Annotated in this window: 25 protein-coding genes; 5 read left to right on the top strand and 20 right to left on the bottom strand. The window is 45.6% G+C overall.

The window, feature by feature from the left end; genetic code table 11:
• Nucleotides 1-27 precede the first annotated feature (27 nt).
• Nucleotides 28-498, bottom strand: a complete 471-nt coding sequence (locus VKA52_RS15235; protein ID WP_326316294.1) for an NUDIX hydrolase — start codon at nt 496-498, stop codon at nt 28-30.
• Nucleotides 498-1,541, bottom strand: a complete 1,044-nt coding sequence (locus tag VKA52_RS15240) for a MerR family transcriptional regulator (RefSeq protein ID WP_326316295.1) — start codon at nt 1,539-1,541, stop codon at nt 498-500. Before VKA52_RS15240 ends, VKA52_RS15235 begins: the two co-directional genes overlap by 1 nt.
• Nucleotides 1,542-1,797: 256 nt before the next feature.
• Here VKA52_RS15240 and VKA52_RS15245 point away from each other — a divergent pair, with 256 nt between their 5' ends.
• Complete coding sequence (locus VKA52_RS15245; RefSeq protein ID WP_160914068.1) at nt 1,798-2,055, top strand: hypothetical protein; 258 nt, start codon at nt 1,798-1,800, stop codon at nt 2,053-2,055.
• A gap of 139 nt (nt 2,056-2,194) precedes the next feature.
• Here VKA52_RS15245 and VKA52_RS15250 read toward each other — a convergent pair whose 3' ends face one another.
• Both VKA52_RS15250 and VKA52_RS15255 read right to left on the bottom strand, forming a co-directional pair.
• Nucleotides 2,195-4,390 (bottom strand): Z1 domain-containing protein, encoded by a 2,196-nt coding sequence (locus tag VKA52_RS15250; protein WP_326316296.1) that lies wholly within the window; start codon nt 4,388-4,390, stop codon nt 2,195-2,197.
• Between the two features lie 88 nt (nt 4,391-4,478).
• The gene (locus VKA52_RS15255; protein WP_160914064.1) at nt 4,479-4,916 is read right to left on the bottom strand and encodes a YkvA family protein; all 438 of its coding nucleotides are present in this window, start codon (nt 4,914-4,916) and stop codon (nt 4,479-4,481) included.
• Nucleotides 4,917-5,187: 271 nt separating this feature from the next.
• Here VKA52_RS15255 and VKA52_RS15260 point away from each other — a divergent pair, with 271 nt between their 5' ends.
• Together VKA52_RS15260 and VKA52_RS15265 are read left to right on the top strand one after the other, a co-directional pair.
• The gene (locus VKA52_RS15260) at nt 5,188-6,447 is read left to right on the top strand and encodes an ATP-grasp domain-containing protein (protein ID WP_160914062.1); all 1,260 of its coding nucleotides are present in this window, start codon (nt 5,188-5,190) and stop codon (nt 6,445-6,447) included.
• Nucleotides 6,448-6,477: 30 nt separating this feature from the next.
• A complete protein-coding gene (locus VKA52_RS15265) occupies nt 6,478-8,439 on the top strand; it encodes a hypothetical protein (protein ID WP_160914060.1) in 1,962 nt (653 codons plus the stop codon).
• A 313-nt stretch (nt 8,440-8,752) separates the two neighbouring features.
• Here VKA52_RS15265 and VKA52_RS15270 read toward each other — a convergent pair whose 3' ends face one another.
• The 3 genes from VKA52_RS15270 to VKA52_RS15280 form a co-directional block, all read right to left on the bottom strand.
• Nucleotides 8,753-8,950: a cold-shock protein gene (locus VKA52_RS15270; protein WP_089651440.1), complete on the bottom strand. Its 198-nt coding sequence runs from the start codon at nt 8,948-8,950 to the stop codon at nt 8,753-8,755.
• Between the two features lie 173 nt (nt 8,951-9,123).
• Nucleotides 9,124-9,444, bottom strand: coding sequence for a hypothetical protein (locus VKA52_RS15275; protein ID WP_326316297.1), 321 nt, complete (start codon nt 9,442-9,444; stop codon nt 9,124-9,126).
• Between the two features lie 51 nt (nt 9,445-9,495).
• Nucleotides 9,496-10,707, bottom strand: a complete 1,212-nt coding sequence (locus VKA52_RS15280) for a GNAT family N-acetyltransferase (RefSeq protein WP_326316298.1) — start codon at nt 10,705-10,707, stop codon at nt 9,496-9,498.
• 173 nt (nt 10,708-10,880) lie between these two features.
• Between VKA52_RS15280 and VKA52_RS15285 the strand changes: the two genes are divergently transcribed.
• A complete protein-coding gene (locus tag VKA52_RS15285; protein ID WP_326316299.1) occupies nt 10,881-11,819 on the top strand; it encodes a GGDEF domain-containing protein in 939 nt (312 codons plus the stop codon).
• 17 nt (nt 11,820-11,836) lie between these two features.
• On the opposite strand, the gene VKA52_RS15290 is transcribed toward VKA52_RS15285, so the two are convergent.
• The 9 genes from VKA52_RS15290 to VKA52_RS15330 form a co-directional block, all read right to left on the bottom strand.
• Nucleotides 11,837-12,700 (bottom strand): pirin family protein, encoded by an 864-nt coding sequence (locus VKA52_RS15290; RefSeq protein ID WP_442788851.1) that lies wholly within the window; start codon nt 12,698-12,700, stop codon nt 11,837-11,839.
• A gap of 48 nt (nt 12,701-12,748) precedes the next feature.
• On the bottom strand, nt 12,749-13,177 hold the full coding sequence (locus tag VKA52_RS15295) for a MarR family winged helix-turn-helix transcriptional regulator (RefSeq protein WP_160914034.1): 429 nt from the start codon (nt 13,175-13,177) through the stop codon (nt 12,749-12,751).
• A 250-nt stretch (nt 13,178-13,427) separates the two neighbouring features.
• Nucleotides 13,428-14,912, bottom strand: a complete 1,485-nt coding sequence (locus VKA52_RS15300; RefSeq protein WP_442788853.1) for a protein adenylyltransferase SelO — start codon at nt 14,910-14,912, stop codon at nt 13,428-13,430.
• 125 nt (nt 14,913-15,037) lie between these two features.
• The gene (locus VKA52_RS15305; protein WP_326316301.1) at nt 15,038-15,886 is read right to left on the bottom strand and encodes an amidohydrolase family protein; all 849 of its coding nucleotides are present in this window, start codon (nt 15,884-15,886) and stop codon (nt 15,038-15,040) included.
• Nucleotide 15,887: 1 nt separating this feature from the next.
• A complete protein-coding gene (locus VKA52_RS15310) occupies nt 15,888-18,962 on the bottom strand; it encodes a GNAT family N-acetyltransferase (protein WP_326316302.1) in 3,075 nt (1,024 codons plus the stop codon).
• Nucleotides 18,963-19,214: 252 nt separating this feature from the next.
• The gene (locus VKA52_RS15315; RefSeq protein WP_326316303.1) at nt 19,215-19,952 is read right to left on the bottom strand and encodes an amino acid ABC transporter ATP-binding protein; all 738 of its coding nucleotides are present in this window, start codon (nt 19,950-19,952) and stop codon (nt 19,215-19,217) included.
• Between the two features lie 12 nt (nt 19,953-19,964).
• Nucleotides 19,965-20,663, bottom strand: a complete 699-nt coding sequence (locus tag VKA52_RS15320) for an amino acid ABC transporter permease (RefSeq protein WP_160914022.1) — start codon at nt 20,661-20,663, stop codon at nt 19,965-19,967.
• Entirely contained in the window at nt 20,650-21,477 is an 828-nt protein-coding gene (locus VKA52_RS15325; protein WP_326316304.1) for an amino acid ABC transporter substrate-binding protein, read from the bottom strand. The genes VKA52_RS15320 and VKA52_RS15325 overlap by 14 nt, the downstream gene beginning before the upstream one ends.
• 138 nt (nt 21,478-21,615) lie before the next feature.
• Nucleotides 21,616-22,602 (bottom strand): DUF3231 family protein, encoded by a 987-nt coding sequence (locus VKA52_RS15330; protein ID WP_326316305.1) that lies wholly within the window; start codon nt 22,600-22,602, stop codon nt 21,616-21,618.
• Between the two features lie 169 nt (nt 22,603-22,771).
• Here VKA52_RS15330 and VKA52_RS15335 point away from each other — a divergent pair, with 169 nt between their 5' ends.
• Nucleotides 22,772-22,945: a hypothetical protein gene (locus tag VKA52_RS15335; RefSeq protein WP_160914016.1), complete on the top strand. Its 174-nt coding sequence runs from the start codon at nt 22,772-22,774 to the stop codon at nt 22,943-22,945.
• Between the two features lie 66 nt (nt 22,946-23,011).
• On the opposite strand, the gene VKA52_RS15340 is transcribed toward VKA52_RS15335, so the two are convergent.
• The 4 genes from VKA52_RS15340 to VKA52_RS15355 form a co-directional block, all read right to left on the bottom strand.
• Nucleotides 23,012-23,155, bottom strand: coding sequence for a hypothetical protein (locus VKA52_RS15340; protein ID WP_202412465.1), 144 nt, complete (start codon nt 23,153-23,155; stop codon nt 23,012-23,014).
• 44 nt (nt 23,156-23,199) lie between these two features.
• Nucleotides 23,200-23,664 carry a divergent PAP2 family protein gene (locus VKA52_RS15345; protein WP_160914014.1) on the bottom strand — a complete coding sequence of 155 codons (465 nt, stop codon included), beginning with the start codon at nt 23,662-23,664 and terminating at the stop codon, nt 23,200-23,202.
• A 169-nt stretch (nt 23,665-23,833) separates the two neighbouring features.
• Entirely contained in the window at nt 23,834-24,262 is a 429-nt protein-coding gene (locus tag VKA52_RS15350; protein WP_160914012.1) for a cell wall hydrolase, read from the bottom strand.
• 71 nt (nt 24,263-24,333) lie between these two features.
• Nucleotides 24,334-25,029 carry a phosphatase PAP2 family protein gene (locus VKA52_RS15355; RefSeq protein WP_160914010.1) on the bottom strand — a complete coding sequence of 232 codons (696 nt, stop codon included), beginning with the start codon at nt 25,027-25,029 and terminating at the stop codon, nt 24,334-24,336.
• Nucleotides 25,030-25,517 lie beyond the last annotated feature (488 nt).

Genomic DNA, 25,517 nt, shown 5'->3' on the forward strand with positions numbered 1-25,517 from the left:
TTTGTGGAAAGAATGAAAGGGAATTCATCAGCGGATTACCGGGACGCTTCTCCCTTTTATCCAATCACGTATAAAGGGTGCCTGATGAGGATTTAAAAGATCTTCCTGAATTTCTTCAGCATAGAAAAATTCCTGACTCTTACTTTCGGAGTTAAGCAATAGCGTTCCCACATAGCACGTACTTCTAAAAACAATTTGCACACTAAATACTTTGTCACCATTCTCATAAGTAGCAAAACCATTTTCACCAGAATAGATGCCGTACAGTTCCAACTCTTCCAAATCGAAGCCCGTTTCTTCCTTCACTTCCCTTTTGACTGTCGCCTCGAAAGTCTCTCCAATCTCCAGCAGCCCACCAGGGATTCCCCATAAACCATGGTCCGAACGTTTTTGCAGCAGAATACGACCATGGACATCTTCAATGATTGCCCCACAGCCAACAGTCAGCAATGTTTCTTGACCGATCATTTGGCGCATCATCTGAATATAGTCATTCATTAACTCACTCCCCTTTCCATCTTTTGAGCATAGAGCAAGTGGAGAATGGGATTGAACTGATGAACCTTCACTTCATATCCATGCTCTTCCCACCACCTGATCAAACGTGAACGATCAGCATAGTACTCATCTTCAATCGCTTCTACCGCTTCGTCGTTCCTTTCTTCCTGATAGCTTTCCAGGGTGCTTTTTCTGTCTGATTCATCTTTGAACATTAAATCGGCGATCACTACCCGCCCGTAGTCACTCAGGACCCGGTCAATCTCTTCAAGCGCAAGCTCCTTATCCTCATCCGGTAAATGATGAAGTGCGTAGCTCGAAACGACGAAGTCCACCTCTTGATCATTCAATGGAAGAGAAAGAAAGTGACCGAGACGTGTCTCCACCCCGGGATGTTTCTCTCCACACACCTTCAGCATCTCTTTTGACTGATCCACGACAGCCATAGAAATACCCTGCTGCAAAAACAGCCGTGTCAAGTTACCGGTACCTGCCCCAATATCTGCCCCTCTTTCTTCGTGTGATGCATCCACCCATGTATGTACCTTTTCCAGAGCCTCTTCATAATCCTGATGAACGTTGAAACGATACCCCGTGGTTTTAATGTTGTCATCGTAATCTCTCGCTTGATGATCAAAATTCCACCGATCGTGCCAGTGGGTCCGTTTCTCTTTCAATCCCTTTAACTCTCGTGCCATATCCATCATCTGTTCCTCCTCTCCTGCCTTCCCACTCACCTCAATCATACGGTCTACCGTTGCCATCATGTCTCTGATTTGAAGCATTTCCTCATTAAGCATTGAACGCTGGGTATGGAGGTATTCCGTAAAATCGTCATTCTGTTCCAATGCCTTCTTAATTTCTTTCGTAGATAAGCCAACCTCTCTCAAAGCAAGGATGGTTCGCAAATCCCTGACCTCTTCTTCTGCGTAGATCCGGTATCCATTGCTCGCTTTTTTCGGTGCAATCAATCCTTTCTCTTCATAAAAACGAATCGTTCTTGGCGTTGTTTCTAACTTTTTTGCCGCTTCGGCAATTTTCATGTAGGAATCCCCCTTTTCAAACCCCACTATAAAGGGTAACGTTACGTAAAGGTAAAGTGTATTTTCAAAAAACATCCTTTAAAAATGACACTTTCTCAAAAACGACTAATAATCTAGTACACATGCTCATAAGCTTTTAAGGTTTAGGGAGAGAGTGTCATAATTTTCGGATAGTAGTTGAAAATCACTGTGAGCTTTTATAGTATAATGGTAACAAACAGTTTCATAGCTTTGATTTCCTTAGAGGAGTGAGCAAATGTTAAAAGAATCTGACTTTCCAACAGAAGAATTAAGAGACCAATGGATCAAGGTACGGAATAAGAAACTGGAGGAAATGGCCCAGTTCATCCAAAGATACTTCCATCTCACAAAAGTCAGAGAAAACCCGGGCAGTTATGAAGTTCAGGGGTATTTCTATCAACCTGGATTTGGTGAGGTCCGTATGGCGTTCGAATTCAGTTACGAGAACGTCGCCAAGTTCACGGATTTATTTGATGAACCCATTGAAAAATAAGAAATATAAAAGAGACCCTTTCACTGGGTCTTTTTTTCTACACTAAAATCAAAAAGTCAACCAAAGCACTATTTTGGAAGACTCCGTTCAATATGTAGAAAAGCCTGTACCTTTTGTCTCTCGGGTACAGGCTTTTCTACTAGTTCTGGATAGTCTTATTCGCATACACAGTTGGAGCTGTCTCGGCCTGGGCAACGAGGACAGGCCACCAGAATGGTGTCCCGCGCCAACCATGTTCTTTCTTTCCTTCCTGACGAAGCATAAGGAAAGCCGGGTGTTGTTGAGCGACCTTCCTTGCCACAGTGAGTTCCCCTGTCCCTTTCCCCGGTGTATCAGGGGAGTTTTCGAACTTTCCATCCTGTTTGAAACGGCGAATGTGCCTGTTCGCTCTTGTAAGCAGCCAGACGAAAGCCTCATCCTGCGCATCAGAACCCAAGTAATCGAGGATTCCTTCATACTCTTCTAAATGAAACTCATGACCGTTTTCCATTTCCAGCGTCTCATGAATCAGACGAAGGATCTCCTTCGCCCTCGTTACCGGTATAAGATACGCCCCATCTTTAGTGGCACGAGCATTATTCTTAGCGTTTTCGACCAGCTGATCGATCTTGCGTACCGTTTTTTCGATATGCGTTTTATATCCCGTTTGGAAACCGACAGGCAGTATACGCTTGTATGGTTTAATCATCGTAAGGCTGGATAATAAAATTTTATTAGGATTGCATGGCATGATCGTGTCTTTGAGATCTCTTTGAATGAAAACAACACCTTTATGATGGCCGCCGCGTTCGAAAGCGTTCCTCAGTTCCCTGTCGAACTCGTGGATTCGTTTCATGACGGCGTAAATCTTTTGTGTCGTGTAAAAACGAGTGACGGCAAGGTCTGCGGCTGGTCTTGCTCCATACATTCGGGAGTGCTGCAAGACCGTATCCTGTTGAAAAGATTTCGGGTTTCTTCCATAGAAAAAGCCGATGAGGTTGTGAATCGTCACTCCGCGGTCAAGGATTTGCCCGCCGATGAAAATATTCATGGGAGCTCTAAGCTTCAACTCTCCCTTATGATCGAGCAGTTCGTTCACATCTTTTTCCGAGTTGACCACACTGCTGACCAAATATTCTTCATCCAAAGAATGCCGGACTTCTTCGTACACATCGTCAAAAGTAGGAGCCGGAGTCTTTTTCAAAGTATTCACTGAACGGATAAGGTCGTCATAAGACTCACGAACAAGCCTTTGAAACTCTTCCGATTCCGACCGGGCGCCTTCGATAAGCAATGTTTCAAAACCCTGGATCAGTTCAGCCTGCCAGGCATGTGCATTTTTCCCGCGCTCTGTGTGAATGATAAAAGAATACTTTTGTTGTCTTCGGCCTTTCATCCGTTGCTGAAAACGACGGATGCTCGTGCCTACAATGAAGTTCACAACCGCCCTCCGAATGTTTGCAATATTTTTCTGACTCAGCAAACGATCCATCTTCACACGACGGCCATCCATCTTTTTCATGACCTCCAACTCTTTTTCCTCGACTTCATGGTAAAGGTAGGAAGCAAGGTGACCGTCCTTCTCACTTTTGTCAAAATAAACATTCCCACCGATATAGCGATCATGTACAGGCACAAGTTCTGTGAACGCCGGGCGGATCGGTTCGAACACCTTCCCTTCATGGACTTTCATTTCTTCCGGCTGCAAATAAAGGGAATAAGGAGTCGCAGTGACTTGTAAAAACGCTGGGCGGTTCAGTGCTTTTCTAAGCTTATTGATTTTTGATGCAATCACGCGCATTTGTTTGATATTCTGCTCCCGCTTGTATTCGTAAGCGACACTTGCAAAGTCGGCTTCGTCATCGATGAAAAGCACGCGTTTATTCTGCAGGGATGGATATTTTTCCATCACCGCCTGCTGCAGCCGATCGAGATTATGAGTTTCCTTTTTGACGATAAGGGCCAGCTTTTGTGATAATTCATATTTTCGTAGATTATCAGGCATGTTCATAATATCAAAAACCTGCAGGGCATCGTGTTCGATTGCCCCTTCGAACTCTTCGTGCAGACGGGCATACGTCTGTTTAACAAGCGCATTCGTCCCTTTCGTCAAAAGGATAACGAGATCAAAACCATGATCATACGCGAGTCCCATCAAACCGATAAACGTACGTGTCTTCCCAGATTGGATTTTCCCAAGAAGCATGCCGGGTCGGTGCTCGGTCGTAGTTGTATCTTGAAGTTTTGCCATCGTCCGCAGCATACACTCCCGGACAGGCTGTTTATATTGATTCTTTTTATTTAAATACTTGAAAAAGTCTCCATTCGTTTTCAAGTGTTGGAATGTAGCTGTCATTGTATCTTCTCCCTTTTACAAAACACGCTTATTATACATGATTGTGAAACATGAAAAAAGCAAGGAAACCTGGAAATGGTCTCCTTGCTTACTCTTTTTTCTGTACGGGGTCTTCCAAGTCATCAACGTCCACTTGACCGTTAAAGATTTTTAAGAGTCTTGTTTTCGCCTGTTCCCTCACCTGATCATCTATATGGGAAATTACTTGATAGACAGCATAGATGATGACGGCACTATCATCCGTAAAACCAACGACCGGAATGAAGTCCGGAATGACATCAACGGGTAAGATTAAATACCCTAATGCGCCTGCGATCGTCAGCTTGGCTTTCTTGGGTGTATCAGGGCTTTTGAAGGCATAATACAGAAGCAGGCTGTAATAGACGATTTTAGTCCCGATTCGACTGCTGTACGTACGAAGCTTTTCCCCATATTCTTTCTCAGAGAAATAGGCTCGTCCCCGCTCCACCGCTTTACGTGGATCAAGGTTCTTCAAACGATCCTGATAGGTCTTTTGTTTTGTCATAGGCACCTTCCTTTTTTTCAGTACTATACTTTTTACGTAAATCCCTTTATCTAAACTTCTTGAACGATGATTCGCTTTATTTCCTGGGAAATCGACTTCCCCAGGTTGGGACTTTCTATGACTTCTCCCCTTGTAATCATTGTAGAAGGAACACTAGTTTTGTCGAATACGCGGATAAAGCTTACAGTTTTTGGCCTATTCTGATACTTTAAGAGTAACAGTGTCAAAGTTTCCTATACTTATATTTTCACTGACAAAGGAGAGGTTCGTAATGGATTTAGATCAACTTGAATTGAATGCGACTGTAGATGAGACGGTTCAAACAAAACCGTATTACACGGCTTTAGTCGGCTGGAGTGTGCAGGCCATCGAGGCTGCAGCTCGCATGAACCGTCCATTCGTCGTTGTCGGACCTGCAGAATTTGAGACGTATGCAGAAAAGCACGACATTCCGTTTGTAGGATGGGACTTCAACAAGCTCAATGAAAGCTCTGATCATTTGTATAAGCAATTGAAGGACATGGGTGTAGAGCTTGCTGTTCCTTTATATGAAGAATGTGTGGAATGGGCGGGCGCACTCAATGCTCGTTTCCGTGAAGACCCTCGTGTATTCAACCGTTCCCTATTGCTTCGTGATAAAGGAATGATGAAGCGGAAAGCACAAATTTCCGGCATCAAGGTCGGCGTTTTTGAAGAGGCCCGCGATAAAGATGACGTCCAGCGTTTCTTGAAGCGTGTCAACGAAGCTTTGTTGAAACTTGAAGGAGATCACCTCGATCCGATCCACGTCAAACCATTGGACAAGGCGGGTTCTGTCGGTCACCTGGCCATCTATAATAATGAGGATATTGAACGAATTCAGGATGTTGACTTCCCATTATTGATGGAAAGTCACCTGGATGGACAGGAATTCTCCTGCGAAGCATTCATTCATAAAGGCAAGGTTCGTTTTCTCAATATTACGGAGTATGTGAAGCTTGGCTATTCCAACTTCGTTCCGGCTTCTCCGAGCTTAGAGGAAAAGCGCCCGCTCATTGAACGTGCTGTCCAGCAACTGGTCGACGCTTTTGAAATCGAATACGGTGTCATTCATCCCGAATACTTTATCACCCAGGACGGCACGCTTCACTTTGGAGAAGTAGCGGCCCGTGTACCTGGAGGTCATATTTTCGAGTTGATTGAGCGCGCTTATGGATTCAGTGCCTATGAAGCTCAAATCCTTTGCAGTGATCCGAATACAACAGAAGAGGAAATCCGTGAATTTTTCCCAGATCCTTACGATTACCAAAATTATGCCGGTTGCCTAATGGTTCACCCGAATGTGGATTATGTTGAAGACTTGAAGATTCCTGAAGAACTTGAAGACCATCCGTACTTTGAGAAGCACGATATGTTCACCCCTCCTCAAGGAAAAGTAGCTGAACGTGTCGGTTTCGGAAACCACTATGGAACGATCTTTTTCTATGGCCGTGACAGTGAAGAAATGACCGATTTGCTGAAGTCATACGAGCAATACAACTTTTACGTATAATCGCATGCGATAGAGAAAGGAGAGGTTTTTATGCCTCAAACGACGAGTGCCCTTGTCGAACGTTTCATCTATGCTTTAGATCAATTAGATAAAGCTCCATCCTTTGCCAAATCCAAATACCAGACAGATGTCTATCAGGAAGCGAACCGGCTGATTGAAGCAGAAGATGGCTTTGATAATTTATATCAGCATGCCGGCCGATTGGAAGAAGCGGGTGTATTTCAGGATGGACCTTGGGAAGCAGCGGAGAAGCTACAGCCCCCTCTTGTCGCAGGTTCCCTGAAAGCGAAAGGTCTGCCTATGATCATTGAAGTTCTAAGTGAAATGCGCATGCTCGCTTTAGCTAAAGGAAAAGCGACCAATCCGAATGTTCCTCCTGAAATGGCTGAAGAATTTTTGAATGAAGTGATGGTCCTGAATCTGAACCTCTTGTTCCCGGATGCCAGTGAAAGTTCCCGGATTGAAAAGCATGAGAATGATGAAAAAGCGGGTAAGTTATTCCAATTTTTATCTACTCACCTTTCGTCAACCGCTCTGATCCAAACCCTTATCAATGAAATTAAACGACTCACAGCGCAACGTCCTATTATGGTGAAGCGCATCTTATCCATGATTAGAATGGCTAAGGAAATGCTCGACCACGATTCAGATGAACACGGGAAGGCTGAACTAAAACAATTCATTGCAGCCATCGAAGGTCCTTCTAAACTGAGTGCCCAATTCAACGACGTCCATGCATACCGTTCCCAGTTGAAAACACTCACGCGTACCGACCTTATTTCTGAAAGCGTTGCACTCGCTCAATCCATGCGTGAAACAGGACTTGTCGCCCCTCATCACGCAACCTTAATCCGTTTTTTGAGCAAAAGAAACCCTGCCCTTCTCGTCTATGCCCTAAACCTAAATAGTAAAGGCAGTGCGAACCTTGAAGAGCACCGGGAACTCGTCATCCAGTTGATCCGGGCTTCCATTTTCCCCGGAACCCGCCAGGCGATTTATGGTCTATCCATGTTACTTGAGCGTGGGGTATTGTCACACTCCCCTGTCGCACCGGGCCTAAGGCGATTGGTGGAACTTGATATCCGCCCGGATGTCCGAAATGCACTATACTCAACGACGAATACGGGTGAAGGTGTCACAGCAAACAGTATACTTGTCGCGGGGACGATCCAAGTGCTCGGTCAACCCCTCGGCGTTGGTCAAGGGTTCAATCCGACCTGTCAGGCTGCCCGTGGCATTAGCTTATGGGCACAGCACGCACCGGGATTCCTGCTTGAAATCATTCCGCGTGCGGCACGTGACGGCGACCTTGACTTTACGTTTGAAGGAACACCGATTCATTCCAAAGAGCTAACAGGTGGACTTGCTCCAGATCTTGATAAAGAGCTCGATCCTGTATCCCTTGTCCTCGTTCCACACTTGGACAAGATCTATAGTGAAATGATGACGCGTGTCGCTTTGCGAGGAGAAGACGGTCACCGCTGGGTTAACCCGGCGTTTTATGGAAACTGGGTCCAGAAAGGTTTCAGTTCCGTCTTCGATCCGATTACCGGATACGTGTTGGATTACCCTGGATTCGTTAAACTTTTCTACGCTACCCATCATACAGAATACAATGATGATTATGAATTGATTTATCCAAACCCTGTCGGCATTTTCATTACCAACGTGCACGGCAAACTGCTCGGCCTCCATGCTGTATCAATTACAAGGATAACGAAAGACCCGAGCGGCGAGGAAAGAATCTACTTTTATAACCCGAACAATGACGGTTCCCAGAACTGGGGGCAGAACATTGAACCAAGCGTCATCGGGAATGGCGAAATGGAAGGCGAAAGCTCTCTTCCTTTCCACCAATTTGTTTCCCGGTTATACGCCTTCCACTATAACCCTTACGAACAAGGGGATGCCTATGCAGTGGAAAATTCCATTGTTGATGGCATCCGCCAGCTTGCTCAGGAGAGCTGGGGCAAAGATTATACGTGGGTGTAATTGTCAAAAGCCAGACTCCTTATGGGAGTCTGGCTTTTTTGTTGGAGCTATAGGGCTGTAGGTTTTATTAGCAGGTTTGCGCAATATATTAGTAGCTTTTGCCCTTTTTTTTAGCGATTCCCAACCAGCTATTATCAACTTCTCGTTCTATCAGTGACTTTTGGCCGTTTATCGGTAGGTTTTCGTCATTTATCGGTTGGTTTGGCGTATGTATCGGTGGGTTTGGCGCTTTTATCAGTGACTTTCACAAATACATCAGTATTTTGCAAAAAAAAAAAGACTTCCGAACGAGTCGGAAGTCTTTTTTACTTACTTATTTTTGAACGTTAGCCGCTTGTGGGCCACGGTCGCCTTCAACGATTTCGAAAGAAACTTGTTCGTTCTCTTCTAGAGTTTTGAAACCTTCGCCTTGAATAGCAGAGAAGTGTACGAATACGTCGTCTTGACCTTCTACTTCAATAAATCCGAAACCTTTTTCTGCGTTGAACCATTTAACTGTACCTTGTAACATGTTGTTACCTCCTGCGTGGATGAAAGATCCACATTGTATTACTATAATTGCTCTGCCTATTCATTCAAGACGAAAGTCACTTTCAAGTTCCTTTAGCTTTCATTCCTAACCGAACAAGAATAATTAACTTTATTATATACCCATATCCACCACGCGTCAACCTTCTGGCAACACTATTTTTTATCCATTAGCGGAACGGTCTCCTTACCATAGTACGCGCTCAGCAGCTGTTCAAGCTTCACTCCGGGGTATTTCGCCTGTAATTTCCCTTCAAAATTCTTTAAAGAAAGTTTCCTTTGTAAGTCCAAAGCGTACACACTCACATCCATAAAGTCAGCGAGTGCGGCAAGCTCTTCATAGGAAAGTGGAGTCGTATAAATGGTCCCTGCTGGCTCCCCTATCCTTTCATAACGCACCCGAAAAGCCTCTAGCACGTTTGCAAAAGGACCACTTTCAAAGTGCTTTACAGCTGCGTATACCTTTTTCTGTCTCATCGTTCCCTCTCCCTACACCTGAATCTCCATGTTATATAGGTATGGTTTCAGTTAGAAAAATGTCCAGCTTTTCGGCTGAACCGGATGGTGAAACAGGTTCACAGCTCGTCCATCCCTGACAGCCGCTCCACCCCTCAACAAACTCGAAAGCGACACGCAGCCCATCATTAAGGAAGAAAAATGGGCGATGTCTACTTCAATGATCACTTCAGCCTCTTCATCGGTGGCTTCCGGTTTTCCATTCGTAAACTGCCAGACCGACTCGTACGTTTCATTCAGGAAAGAGTCGCTCACTTTCCATCCAACCTTGACCGTATCGTTTCCAAAGCTGACCTCTCCCAATTTCTCAAGGAAAGCAGGGATGTCCAGGATGCGATACATCAACCCCCGGCCTTCTTCACTGACTTTATGGTAGATGGAAAAGATGAGCTGTTCATCTACATGGACAGGATCATTCAGTGAATAAGCAAATTCCTGATCAAACGTCGGGAAATAGATGGAGCGCACTTGATCTTTTTGATTATGTAGATATTGAATAAGTGTCCGATACGCTTTTGTCGACGTGTAGAAAAAGTTTTTGACATGAACATCGTTTTGCAAAAAGTGATCGCCTTCCCTGAATTCAAGCGTCACATATCCCGTAAGCCTCCCCTGTTCTCTTACGCCAAAAGTGTGAAGCTCTTCTTTCTCAAGGAAAGCGAATCCATACCGAGGAATGGCTGTTGCCCCGTGGTTCTCCCTTGCCCATGTGTCATAACAAGCTTTCACTTTATCCTGATGATGCGTATGCAACACTTCTACCTTCTCTCCTTCATCATAGGCAGGGAGCTGAGAAGGATGGAAATGGTAGGTCGACAACCGCGGGCCCAGTCCAAACCCCATCCGCTTGTAAAACGACGGCTGGAACGGATACAGATGGGCGATGACCTGCTTTTTATCCCTAGCCTCTGAGATGAAATGTTCAATGATCCGTTTGGCATGCCCTTGTTTCTTATAAGGAAGATCAACCGCTACGGTCCCAATTCCTCCAGCTTCTACTTGCTGACCATATACATTCATGAGGTGATCATAAGCGATGTATCCACCGACGAGCTGTTCATCTTCATAAAGACCGATGGTGTGTATGTCATTCTTCTGAGCCATTTTCCTCCGGTGCTCGGTGTACCTTTCCTGCTCTTCCCGAGTATTTAATTTCATCCCCGGGTAACAGCGTCTCGATAAGTTTGTGAATGCGTAGAAATCTTTTAATTTTTGAAAGCCCATACCTTTTCCTCCTTGGTGAACATTTCTATTCCTCAAGCCTAGCATTTTCCAAATATTTCATCTATTCTATTATAAAGAACATTCTATAGTATTTTTGCTTGAGTCTGAAGACCTCAGAAGTAAAATTCCCTTTCAGGCAGGTGAAGAAAATGGAAGGTCCCATCCCCTGGGCCATGTTAGAACACACGTATGCTCAAGCTTTACAAGCGATCATCCCGAAGGCTGTTGAAGATCATCTACTGGATATGAGCCACATAAGAGAATTCATATCCTATGTAGAGCATTACCCTGAGTACTCCAGTCACTTGATTCAGACCTTACGGAGATCCTGTGATGCCTTGTTTCTACCAGAAAAAGAATATGACATGTATATAAAGAAAGATTATAAGGAAGGAGTCAGCGTGGGTGCTTCTTTTGCTGAACGCGATTTTTTTACGATTGATTTGATGCTCCAGCTGACACACAGCACCAGAATGTCCAGCATCCAAAGCGTATTGAGAGCCATCACAGCCGTGGAGGCTGACATTGATTCCTCTCCCATTATTGAACGTTTTTTTGACATTACGAATAAGAGACAGAATTCATTTTTCCAAGGATACATAGGGGAGCAAAACAAAAAGCTGAAGCACCAAAGCATGAGAGATCCACTAACCTCGCTGTATAACCGCAGGTATTTTTATCCCTATGTAAAAGAAGAACTGATAAGAGCGCAGAAAGAAGCCTTCCCTGTCACCCTGATCCTTGTTGATTTTAACAATTTTAAAGAAATCAATGATCGCCGAGGCCACCAGGAAGGGGATCGTGTGTTGAAAAAATTCGCGGGATGCCTTTCCAACATCCACGAAGATTTTGACGGAGCTTTCCGGTTCGGAGGCGATGAATTTGTCCTCGTCCTGTCAGGGTACAGGGAAAATGATGCAGAAAAAATAGCTCAGGCCCTTAATGAAACGATTAAACAGGTCGAGGAAGGAGCTTCTATTTCCTACGGCTTGATCCAACTCCCAACGGAAGCTTTCATTGAGGATTTAAATTTGGATTTGTATCTTAATCTGGCTGATGAGCGAATGTATGAACATAAAACAATACGCAAAAAAATAAAGACTCCTGAATAAGCAGGAGTCTTTATTGATCAGACCGCAGGAGGCCCAAATTTCCCTTTACGGAAGTCGTCATAAGCCTGTTTGATCTCTTCCATTGAATTCATGACAAACGGGCCATGTGGGACAATTTCTTCTCTGATTGGTGCACCGGAATAGACAAGCACCTTCGTCCGTCGCTTCTTAGAGATGAGCTTTAATTCACTCGTTCCTTCCCCATCTTCCTGAAAAGAAAGGGTACCGACGCCATGCTTCTTCACATTCACTTCATTTTCACCTGCTACCACATCACCAGCAAGGACATAGAGGAAAGCATTGTGGTTGTCAGGCAGTTCAAGGGTGAATGCCGCCCCCTCAGATAAAGTGATTTCGCTGAGCGTAATGGGAACAATGGAGTCCAGGGGTCCCTCCACTCCGGCAACATTGCCGGAAAACACTTTCACTGCTCCCCCGTCAAAAGGAACGACAGGAGCGTCTTCTCCATATACATTTTGATAGATGGTTTCAGAGTTCTTCTTATCTTTCGGAAGGTTCAGCCATAGCTGCAGCGTATGCGCGACATCATCATCCACTCCGTCTTCGGCGTGCCTTGCTGCCCAGCCGGCATTCATGTACTGCACGTCCCCAGGCTCAAGAATATCGCGGCCGCCTGCATTGTCAATGTGCTCCAATCGTCCATCAACGACATACGTGACGGTCTGGAATCCACGGTGCGGGTGATCCGGAAACGTTCCTTTTTTAAACCAATCCTCAGCCATCAGTATAAATGGGTCGAAGTCGCGCCACCTGTCAGCGGGGAGAACCCACCCTTTTTGAATAGCCGGAAACCCCATCTCTTGATATTGAACGTACCAATGATCTTTCACTTCTCTTTGGAAGTTTGCCATTTCAACCATCCTTTCAATTAGTTGCTATAACTACTATATGATGAAAAAAAGGGCTCCTCACCCTTCAATGTTGTTTTGCATTTTCGTAAGGAGCCGGTCCAATTCCTGCAGTTCTTCTTTTGAAATTCCTTCAGTCACCGCGTCATTAAAGGCTTCTGCGACAGGTACCACTTGTTCCTTCAAGTCTCTTCCTTCTTCCGTCAAATAAAGTTCCAAGGAACGTCGATCTTCTGTACAAAAATTCCGTTTGATAAACCCTTTTTTCTCAAGATTCGAAGCCATCCGGGCAATATTCGTCTTATCTTTTTTCAAATGATGAGCCAGCTGATTCTGCGTCATCCCGTCTTTTTCCCAAAGCAGCATCATAATCAAGTTCTGCTCAGGCGCAAGATTGTAAGGTTGAAGCTGTGCTTTCACGTAACTTGTCAACTTTAAATCCGTTTGGTGCAGCTTAATGCTGATATAATCTTGAAAACTTAAATTCATAGGCAGTCTCCCTAAATAGTTGCTATACATACTATTATAATCAGACCAAAGTCCTCTGTCAAAAGTTCCGACCATAGATGACCAGAACATCGCTCTTGAATGTCAGAAAGACACTTTGTCATTTGAGTTAAGCCACTTTCGCTTCGAGTTAGGGCACTTTCATCTCGGGTTATGTCACTTTCGTCTGGAGTAAGGACACTTTCAACTCAAATCAGGAGATTTTTGTCTTTCCGCCTATAATATCATCCACTCAAGTCCCACAGAATGTCCGATAAGGCTGATCGCCTGAATCAGGTAATTCGGTATAAGCTTCCTGTGCTTCCGTATAAGCATAAGGATCCTCCAAGACAGAAAGCAATTGCTTCACAACACTGAGATCTCCCTCTTCCACCGCGGCTTCAAGAGCTTCTTCCACCCGATGGTTACGCGGAATAATGGAAGGGTTCGATTTTTTCATTAATACCTGAACCTCATGGTCACTGGTCTCCTGACGCTCCAAACGCGCCTGCCACTGCTTATACCAGTTGGTAAATGCCGGCTTCCCATACAGAGATGTTTCATTAGGTCGACCAAGCGTCAAAGCGCGGAAAGTGTTCGTATAATCCGCTTCGTTTTTCTCCATCATTTCCAATAAGTCTTCAATCAAAGGCTGGTCCTGCTCTTCCGCTGTCACCATTCCCAATTTCGCCCTCATCCCGTTAAGCCAGTAGGCGTGATAAGATTCTTCATACTTGGCGTGCGCTTCCTGCGCCATTTCAACAGCGGCCTCCTGATTTTCATGGAAAAGCGGGAGGAGGGTTTCTGCAAAGCGAGCCAGGTTCCAGGCTCCAATCGGGGGTTGGTTCATATAGGCATAACGGCCCTTTCGATCTATGGAACTGAAGACGGTTTTCGGGTTGTACGTGTCCATAAACGCACACGGCCCGTAATCAATTGTCTCTCCGCTGATCGTCATATTATCTGTATTCATCACACCGTGAATAAAGCCGACGAGCTGCCACTGAGCAATGAGAGATGCCTGACGATCGATCACTTTTTCAAAAAAGGATAAATAAGGATTTTCAGTATGAAGAAGCTCCGGAGCATGGCGTTCGATGGCATAATCAGCTAGGGCCTTCAACTGGTCGTGGTCTTGAAGACCCGCCGCATATTGAAAAGTCCCGATACGCAAGTGACTGGAAGCTGCCCGGGTCAGGACGGCACCAGGAAGCAAGTCTTCCCTCTGCACGTATTCTCCTGTCGTTACAACGGCAAGACTTCGATTAGTCGGGATTCCTAATCCGTGCATTGCTTCACTAATGATGTATTCCCTGAGCATCGGACCAAGCGTCGCCCGTCCGTCACCCCCGCGGGAAAACGGGGTACGGCCTGATCCTTTCAACTGGATATCAAAGCGCTCATCTTCAGGTGTGATTTGTTCGCCAAGCAATACAGCTCTTCCGTCACCAAGCATCGTCAATTGTCCAAACTGATGCCCGGCGTATGCCTGGGCGATCGGTACGGACCCTTCCGGTACTGCATTCCCTCCAAAAATGGCGGAATCCGGTTTAGTAGGTAAACCCAGCTTTCCTGCAAGATCTTCATTATAAAGAACGAGTTCAGGATTCTCGACTTCTGAAGGTGCCGTTTTTGTGTAAAAAGCATCAGGGAGTTCCGTATAACTCTGCTGCAAATTCCATCCTTTATGTGCGTCCATAACAATCTCCTTTATCGCTTTCGTCGTTTCCTCTACCATATCATAAGTGTTCCCACGTTTTCTTTCACCTAGCACAGTCCGGCACACATCAGACTCTACTCTAAGACCATAAGCTTTTTTTATTCGCACATAAAAGCCTGCCCCTGCGGAGGGACAGACTTTTCCTACATCATTTTTTCAATTTTAGAGAAAACCCGGCAGGCATTCTGATAAAAAACATCTTCTACATGCTTCGAAGGAATAAGTGCGCCGATAAAGTCTGCATAGGCCTTGATCGGAACGAGCGGCCAATCAGAACCGAAGAGCAGCTTCTCGTAATGGTCACAATAGGTCAACGCATGGCGGACATGATCGAAATGATTGTCCACTAGACGAGCATCCAGTTCTTTTTTTGTTCCAACGAGCCAACCGGATAAATCGGCAAACATGTTCCTGTTCTTATAAACGACTTCCGCTCCTGTCAGCACCCAGGGATCCCCAAGGTGAGCCATGACGAAGTTGACATCCCTTCTAGCGACGGCAACTTCATCCAGCGTCAACGGATGAGAATACTTTAATAACCCTCGTTCCGAATACGTGTCTCCTGTATGAAAAACAACAGGGACGCCGTAGGCAGCAGCAAGATCATAGACGGGCTGATAGATATCGTCATAAGCGTAAAACGGATAGTAGCCGAGATAGATTTTGACCCCGACGGTCTCCGGCTTTTGAAGCGCCGTTTCTAATCGGTCCAGTGCGTCCTGATCCAGGCAGAAAGGGTTGATCCCTGGACAGACACCCAATCGTGACGGTAAATCTTCAGCCAAATCAAGCCCCATCGGAGTCTGAACGTAGCGGTCCGGAAAGCCCTCTCTCCCTTCCGTCACGCCCATTCCAATGGCAAAAGCAATATCACCCGTTTCCATCTCTTTACGTAGTCCTTCTTTTGTATAATCGACACGGGAAAGGTCCTGCCCCGTGTCTTTAAAACTTTGGATGCTGGAAAAATGGATGTGTGCATCGATGATTTTCATTTTATATTCCCTTGAAAGAAATCCGGTGGAACGGGTGCTGCTTCCATGGTTCTTCATGTTCACCGATGATGAAGAAGGTTGGCTCAACCGCCGCTACCTTCTGTGAGGAGGCGGACCATTCGTGAACGGATTCCACGAGAAAAACGTCCTGGTTCATATACATTTCTGCCTGCTTCCGCGTTTGGGGGTGGACCATCATCAGGTGATCTTTCTCCCCATCCGATCCAATGACAACAGAAGGACCGGATTCAAGATCATATTCTTCTACCCCGGCATAATACGTATGGAAAACACCATCTGTCGGGACTCTGGCAAAGCTTGAGGATAAGTGTTCATCCGGTTTAAAAAAGGCTTCCAATGCTATTTTCTCAGCAGCAAAGGTACGAGGGGCTCCCTGTTCAATTTCTGCATAGACGGCTACGATCGGCACTTCAGGTAATGTCAGCGCATATTGTTTCAAGGTCAAACCTTTCATTTTTTCGTGCTCATGGAAAGTTGTAGTGAGACAAATTCCCGTCCAATCATTCCCACCCTGGTCTTCCTTCGAAATGGCTTCTACTTTCGTTTCTTCTTTCATCATCGAAAAAGGACTCACACCGTCCAAAACATAACGCAGTCCTCCACCCCATGGATTCCACCAGCTTCTCGGACCTGCTTCCGGATATTGATGATGAAGGAACTCACGTCCTTGATGACAGAGAGAATAGAAACCAGGAAAATAAGAGGCCGAGGCTGAATACGTCAAGACACCGTTATCGACCGTCCAACAATCATCTTTTTGGCTGACGTCCACCTTCTGATCTCCCTGGACGAGCTGATAAGACTTGAACTGCGCGTTTCTTCCTTCAGAACGGAAAGTACCAGACAAAGCAGCGAAACCCGGACGTTCATGGACGATCGGCACATCGATAGCGGTGACGCCGTCCTCCCGTTTCACTTCTTTTCTATAAGAATTGCCTTCATTTCCAACCGTCAACGTTCCATACACATGCGGAGTCAGTAAAGAACGGAATGAGTGGGTCACTTCATGCCCTGCTTTTGAAACAATCCCTTCTTTCGGTACCATCTCAAACACTGGTTTCTCCGGAAGTGGATCAGCCTCACCGATGACCATTTCACGCCAGGCAGACCAGTCACCCGCAGCATTTACACCGATTTGAAGGGGGCCCATACACCTTTTTTCTCCTGAGGAAAGTTGGTCAAGCTGATATTCAAAAGCGAACCGCCAGTCGTCTTTTCTTCCCGTCGCTTCTTCCGGCCACGCCATACCGAACGTATCTCCAGCGCGATTCGTCGTGTAGAGCCACCGTTCAGAGAGATCTTTTTCGCGTAAGTATTCCGTAAAGGGAATCAAGGCTTCTGTACCAATGACAACACCATCTTTATTCGGAAGAGCCAAGGCCTTATATTTCGGAAAGACGGGCTGCAGCAAATGAAGATTTTTATAATTATCCTCCCCGTTATTGATGAGTTCGTGATGGACCTCGACAAGTCCATCACCATAGATTTTGTAATAATTGTTCAACAAAATCCCCGGGAACGCCTCCGACTCAAGAGAGGTTTTCACTACAAACGCTTCGGCCAGCTCCACATACTCGACCGTCGCCATCTTTTTCGAAAACTCTTCACTGAATGGCAGGCCAAGCTTTGGTGTCATGAGGAGCAGCGGGTCTTCTTTCGACCGGACTGATCCCACAAACACCATGTGATTTCTTTTTTCAACCTTCACAAAAAAAGGTCCGTTATATCCATACCAATCTGTATCGGTGTCTCCTCCAAATTTCCCACCGTATCCCGGAAAAGCGAGCGCAATCTTTGTACGGAAGGAAAAAGAATGACCAGCGTCCGTACGTCCATCTACCTGCACTTCCTCATGTAAAAAGCCATTCTTCAACAATTCAACAGAAACCGGAATGGTCGCGCGTCCTTTTCCTTCCACCTCCACTTGAACCGATGATGCCGACCACTCAACCACTTCCTGGTGTGGCAACTTGACTGTCAACACCGCCTTGTCTGCCATACGACTTTCTACATCCAGATAAAGTGTACCTTTTTGCCGGGGCCGCCAATATTTTTGGACCGTCCGAATATCCACCTTCCCTGCCTGCAGCGGGAAAACACCCGATCTCAATGGAATACGATCGCCGTTGATTGTGATGACTGCTCCGATGACGGGATGCGTTTTCCATGCGCTCGGTTCCTGGTCCGGCACTTGAACTTGCACGTTAGATACCGCACTCCATTCGGACTCCACTTCTGTTTCTTCATTCAGGTCCTCGTTAACAAGTGCCGAAGAATCTCCTGACATAGAAACTTCCATTGGCTTTTCCGTGAAGTTCTTTACGCGATAGCTCACAGGATAGTCCGTCTTTTCCAACAGTTTAAATTCCGGGACCTCCATCTCTACCCGCCAGTCATTCGTTTCGATGAGAGTCATTCCACGTCCTGTGCGTTCAACTTGGATCCGGACAAATTCATCTCCTGCTTCCCAACGATATTCATAGAACGTGAACCCTTTTTCCTTCGTTCCATCAGGTTTGATCTCCATCGGTCTCACGCTCGTGGAGTACCAGTCGTGCTTTTTGAAAAAGGGTTTCAAGGCTTCGATTTGGAGAACTTGTGGCATGAAATTCATCAAATGAGTCGCATCATCACGATCCTCCCAGAAAAACCCGCATTTTTTATAAAGCGGTACCGCTTTCGTATTCCCCGGCCATGTAAAAAGATCAAGCCGCGGCCACCCGTATTCGACGGTTTTATCTATGGCTTGAAGCAGTAATTTTTTACCGATCTTCAACCCTTGGTACCCGGGATGGACATTCAAAAGAGGAATATAAAGAGCCCCTGTATCTTCCTTATATTCGGAAAGCCCGCAATAACCGACCACTTCATCTTCTACTACAGCAAGAAACAAATGAAGATTCGTAGACTGCGATTCTTTTTCCACGACGTCCTCGGCCGTTGTGACCACCGCATCGCCGCCCCAGTTATCACGGCTCTCATTCCACATTTTTGCAACGGATGCTGCATACTTGTCTTCGTATTCTACAATGTTTACGCGCTCTAATGTCTTCATAGCATTTCCTCCAACGTATGTAATGGAAAATACTTGCTCACTCACAGTTTATGAGTTTATGACCAGGAAGTAAAGAATATTCAAACAAATCTACGTGTAGTGGTGACCTGGCTTTTTATGATGTCATCCTAACGCCGGTGGATAAGGGTTTAACGATCGAAAATAGCGTCCGTCTTAAGGCAAACAGCGTCCTAATGTTGAAAAGTAACGACCTGACTTGCATATAAAAAAGCCAGGCAGAAACGCCTGACTTCATTTCCGTATCCGGTTTAAGAACTGCTGGGTACGTGGTTCTTTCGTTTGTTGGAAAATTTGCTCCGGGGTTCCCTGTTCGACAACAGCCCCCTGGTCCATAAAGATGACACGGTCGGCCACCTCTTCCGCAAAGCTCATTTCGTGGGTGACGACAACCATCGTCATCCCTTCTTCCGCAAGTTCTTTCATAACATCAAGAACATCACCGACAAGCTCAGGGTCGAGAGCCGAAGTCGGTTCATCGAACAAGATGACTTCCACTCCGGTCGCAAGGGCACGGGCAATGCCGACGCGCTGCTGCTGCCCCCCGGAGAGTTGATGGGGATAAACATCCAGCTTCTCTCCAAGGCCGACCTTCGTTAAGATATCCGCCGCTCGCTCGCGTGCTTTCGCTTTGGATACTTTTTGTACAGTCACTGGCCCTTCCATTACATTTTCGAGTGCGGTGAGATGAGGGAAGAGATTATGGTTTTGAAAGACCATCCCAGTTTGTTTTCTGAATTCGACGACCTGTTTTTTCTTTGAAGGCTTGGAAAAATCCATCGACTGATTTCCAATCGTAATTTCTCCTTCTTCCGGTGTCTCAAGAATGTTCAAAGAACGGAGCAGCGTCGTTTTCCCAGAACCCGAGGGGCCGATGACAACAACCACTTCCCCTCGGTCGACATCCATATTGATATTCTTCAGTACATGCAAATCTCCAAAAGATTTGTTGAGGTCTTTGACGGTAATCATAGCAGCACCCTCCTATTTTGCGACATATTGATCCAACCTGTTCTCTACACGGTCCTGAACGAAGGAAAGACCGATACATATGATCCAGTAAATGACGGCAGCTTCGGTATAGACGAGCAGGAAATGATAGTTCGTTGCTGCGATTTCCTGTGCTTTTCGGAACATTTCCGTATACGTAATTGTCGATGCCAGCGAGGTATCCTTAATCAAGCCGATAAAGGAGTTCGATAATGGTGGGATCGATACTCTCGTCGCTTGAGGGAGTACAACACGTCGGAGAGCCTGAAAATTGGTCATCCCGATTGAATGAGCGGCTTCCCACTGCCCTTTTGGGATCGACAAAATGGCCGCACGAATAATTTCAGAATTGTAAGCTCCCATATTCAAGGAAAAGCCGATGATGGCAGAATACAACGGGTTAATCGTTACGCCCACAGACGGGAGTCCAAAGAAAATGATGAACAATTGCACAAGCAAAGGTGTCCCGCGAATAATCGACACATAGGTCCTGGCGATCCACTGAAGAACTTTCATGTTGGAAAGCCTCATGAGTGCAGTAATCACAGCCAACACTAATCCGATAGCAAATGTAATCAATGTGAGCGGAATTGTATAATACAAAGCCCCTTTCACCAAAGGGAGAAAAGAGCTTACGATAATATCGATATACTTTTCCATTTCAGGGTCTGTGAAGATGTTACTTAGATACATCTTCACCAAACCACTTCTCGGAAATTTCAAGGTATGTGCCGTCGTCTTTCATTTCCTGGAGTGCTTCGTTGACGGCTTTTACAAGATCTTCATTGCCTTGTCGGAAAAGCAAGCCGCTTTGAGAAGCATCGTCCTGACGGGCAGCGATTTTGACCGGTGCATCCTCACGGTTGTTCAAATAATCAAGCACAGACAAACGATCGTTGACAGTGGCTTCCACGCGTTTCGTTGCAAGCAGCTGCATCGATTCGTTGAATCCTTCTACACTTGTGATTTCCGCGCCATTATCGCGGGCAATGTCTGCATAATTACTCGTCATCGACTGAGCCGCATTGACACCTTCCAAATCCTCGAAGCTCTGAATGGATTCATTGTCTTTATGTGTGACAATGACCGCTGAAGACTGGATGTAAGGATCAGAAAAGGAATACTCTTCCTGGCGTTCTTCCGTAATTCCTACCTGGTTGGCAACCATATCGAAACGTTCCGCATTGAGACCTGCGAACATGGAATCCCATTTCGTTTCGTTGAATACAGGTTTGACTCCAAGACGATCCGCTACTTCACGCGCAATCTCTACATCAAAACCCGTCAGTTTATCATTTTCATCGTGGAAGGTGTAGGGACGATACGTACCTTCTGTACCAATCACCAATTCTCCACTTTCCTGAATTTGTTCAAGTAAAGTCTGATCAGAATTGTCGGACTCATTTCCTTCACTGGAAGAAGCCTGATCGCCTTCCTCACTGCTTCCGCAAGCGACGAGAACCATCGCTAGAAAACCTATGGATAAAATCAAAACGAATTTTTTCATATAAGAATCCTCCCTTAAAACCAAGTAAGTTGATATGTTTTAATGACTTTTACGATGTTAAACGATAAAGAGGAGGATGTCAATATGGAAATCTTGACATAGAAAAACCTGACGAGAGATCGTCAGGTTTCTTTTCTTTCAATGCTTAATGGTTTGTGGCGGTTCTTCCATCCAGCCATGCTCGATCATGAGTTTCGCACCTTTATGAGCATACTCGAAAATATCTTTCATAAAGATGGTCAACTTCGCAGGCAGGTCATTCCGTAAACTGAACGCAGTTCCTAAAGAATTGCCTCCTAGTGAAAAACTGCAGAATAAACTCACACAATACATCATGATCTTATCGGAAAATGGCGGCACTTTCGAAGTGGTGATATTTCCACCCGCGGTTGTAGGGAACTGAATGTCGTTCTGCAATAGGACTTCACTCATTTCTTTGATTACGCCTTTCGCTAATTCTCCGCCTCTATAAAAATAATCAATGGCATCTTTATGGGTAGCACATTGAGCAAAACCAAATATCATGTGCATCCCCGTTACGTTTGATTCGATAGAATGGTGGATATGAGCGATTTCGACCGTGTTTAACGCCCGCTTCCCTTTTAACGGATTGATCATCCCTAAATAATTCGTCCCTTTCGCATGCTCCACCTGCTTTTGAACAGACACATAAGGAGATTTAGGTAGATAACCTTTGGTCAATAAGAATTGTGTGCAATCGTCATAGCACTTTTGAGTGATCTGGGTCAGCTCCTGATACAGCAATGTGACATCCGGACGATAAGACATGGTTAAATTCAATGTGTGCATGCCCATGCTTATTTCTTTCACCAAACGCAAAAACATAATATCAAAACCGTTATCATAAAGCTTCGGTACCCCTTTATTTACATCGTCATGTGTAAAGCCGATGGGAACAGGAATGTCTTCTGCTCGAAACATCGATTCAATTTTCCCAACATAGGGCTGGATCGTTGATCTCAAATTCGTCATGATTTGTTTGGCTTCTGCATCATCCGCTTGTTCTATGAAATACTCAAGCATGGTAAGAATCATGGTTTTCTGCTGATAAGTCATCCATAAAGTTCCGATTTCGGATGAGGATAAACGAGGGCTTTCTGGCATTTTGAACTCCTCCAATTTGGATTGCATTCAGTCATTCACTGCAATATCCGTGCTTTTTTCTTAGTCTTTTCAAACTGATCGTATTCATTCACGAATAAGGACGAAAAGTAGGACATAGGGAATGAATTCTTGGAGAAATTAATAAGGAACCACCAGGAGGAGGATGACGATGAGTAAAAATAGCGAAAGCAGAAAGAAAAACAATCCGAAAGGGAGAGACCGCGGATCTGCTAACCAGAAGTTGCAGGCAGCTCTCGAGGGACACAACAAAGAAAAGGATCACTTATCCGCTGCCTATATGAACAACAATACAGCAGCAGTAGATGTGAATGAAGAACAATAGCACCAATGGTAACACTTCCTTACGAGGAAAAGGCCTGTCCCTTTATCGGACAGGCCTTTGTTATCATCATTTTTGATTTTGTTTATGAGCGAGCATCTCTTTCACTTGATTGTAGGAAAGCCCGGATTGTTCATTCCGACGTTTCACTTCACTCACATTCGTTCCCGATTTTGCAAACACATCTTGTCCAGGATTGTTCGATTGGTTCATTCGAATTCACCTCCTGGATTTACTTTTCGCCCGATTGGATGCCTTTATCCTTCGAGTTTTGCAGAAAAGTACCCAAGAGCAGCTCCCAGAATAGCTCCGCCCAGAACTTCAATGGGCTGATGACCAAGAAGCTCCTTCAGTTCCTTATCCCGTTCTACGAAATCAGAACTCGGAAAGTCAACAGAAATCGCGGCAAAGTTATCTTCCAGATCGTTGACCAGTTGAGCGATTTCACCGGTATGACGTCTGATCCCTTGAGCATCATACATAACGATCACACCAAAAATCGTAGCGAGAGCTGTTTCCGTATGACGTGAGCCTTTGTTGGCAGCGATATATGTGGCAAGGGCCGAGACACCAGCAGAGTGGGAACTCGGCTGGCCCCCTGTAGTCGCGATCTGCTTCAAATCCCATTCTCCGGTCACTGTTTTATGAGTGACAATCTTTAGTGCTTGAGCAATTCCAATTGCCGATAAGGCTGTAATAATCCCTCGGTTCATCTTCTCCATTCTTGACCCTCCAGTTCATGAACATCTATATATGTTCATACCCTTTGTGTTTCGTTTTATTCAGCCGGATGCAAGAATCTCAAAGCTTTTTCTTCCCTTATCAGGAATTTCAAATGGGTTCATCTATAAAAATAAAGCTGACAGGCGGGACTTCCACCTGTCAGCTTTATTAAAATGTATTGTAAATCACATCGCATTCACCCGCTACAGGTTCATAAAAACAATGGGATTTGTATCTTCCGACCTGACTCTGACCATACCACGTCGGCGGGCAGTCTCCGTCCGGCCTGAAGTACCACAAACTGTACTTCGCCGGCCAGGATCGATACCCTTTCACATTTTTGCGCGCCAAACGTCTTTCACTTTCCCGCGCTCTCTGGTAGTACATGCCGTGCTGCAGGGCTTCAAAGGCTTTCGGTTGATTGATCACCTCCGGCAGTGTACTTACCCCTTTGAAATCCGAACAATTCACTCTTGCCCGGTTCACAGCCACAGCTCCTACATGCAGCATGCCCTGCTTTCCTTCTCCGACAGCTTCCGCTCGCAGCAATCGTGCCAACATGTCGATATGTTTACTTGGAGCTTTAATAACAGCCATGATGTCATCCCCCTTTTAGCTCACTCTTTTATATTTATTCAAAAAAAGAGGGAGCATGAAAAAAGAAGGGATTATGACAATCTTTGTCTCCTCCGTTGATGCCAAAGGGTCACTTCAAGAGCAGTGAGGCACAGAAGCAGCCAGGCGATTCCAAATAAATAACCGGCAACCACGTCTGTAAAGAAATGAACCCCTAAATAAACACGGCTGACCCCGATAAAGAGAGCAATAAGAGCCAAAACTGTATTGATTGTCCATTTCCATTTCTGTTCAAGTTGACTGATGACGAAAAGATAGATAATAAAACCATAAAAAACGAGGGCCCCGGACGCATGTCCACTCGGAAAACTGGATGTAGCCCCATGATAATCACCTTTAAACGCTGGTCTGTCGCGACTGGAGAATGATTTCAAACCTGCCGTGAGTCCACTGACTCCTCCCATAGCCAGAATGAAATACACACCTACCCAGCGACTGAAGGGGGAGAAGAACAACAAATAGACAGCAAGAATAAGGGAAATGATCACCATGAAGATCACCGATCCCGCCTTAGAAATTCCTTTTGCCAATGCTTCTGCTCCCCCAAAGGAAGCCGCCTGCGCCAAATCGAACGCCTGCTGGTCAATCGCGAACTTTTCTTCTTGTAAGATACTGTTGGTCAAATCAATAAAGAAATAAATGCTCACCCCAAGTGAAATAAATCCGATCAGAATAAGTAATACAGAGGTGATGGATAAATCCGATAATTTTGTTCCAGAAAATAGCATACCTTCTCCACCTTCTTTTTTCTTTCGTGAGAAACCATTCCCTTACCTGCTGAAAATAAACGGCTCATCGCAGAATTTCTCTGGTTTTCTCCGTATTTTAAAGATATAAGAGAGGAGAAGTATTTTAGTACGGTGTTCTGTATAGTCCGTGTACTCGAAACATGTGTGGGGAGACTGAGACGCGCGCTGCATCATTGAAGCGCGCTATGGAGCAGAGGAACGCGCGCTGAGCCAACGAAACGCGCGCTGGACCAACGAAACGCGCGCTGGACCAACGGAACGCGCGCTGGACCAACGGAACGCGCGCTGGATCAGCGGAACGCGCGCTGGATCAGCGAAACGCGTGCTGGAGCGACGGAACGCTCGCTGGATCAGCGGAACGCGCGCTGGATCAGCGGAACGCGCGCTGGATCAGCGGAACGCGCGCTGGATCAGCGGAACGCGCGCTGGATCAGCGAAACGCGCGTTGGATCAGCGGAACGCGCGCT

The organism is Halobacillus sp. HZG1 (assembly GCF_035818575.1).
Taxonomy (GTDB): domain Bacteria; phylum Bacillota; class Bacilli; order Bacillales; family Halobacillaceae; genus Halobacillus; species Halobacillus litoralis.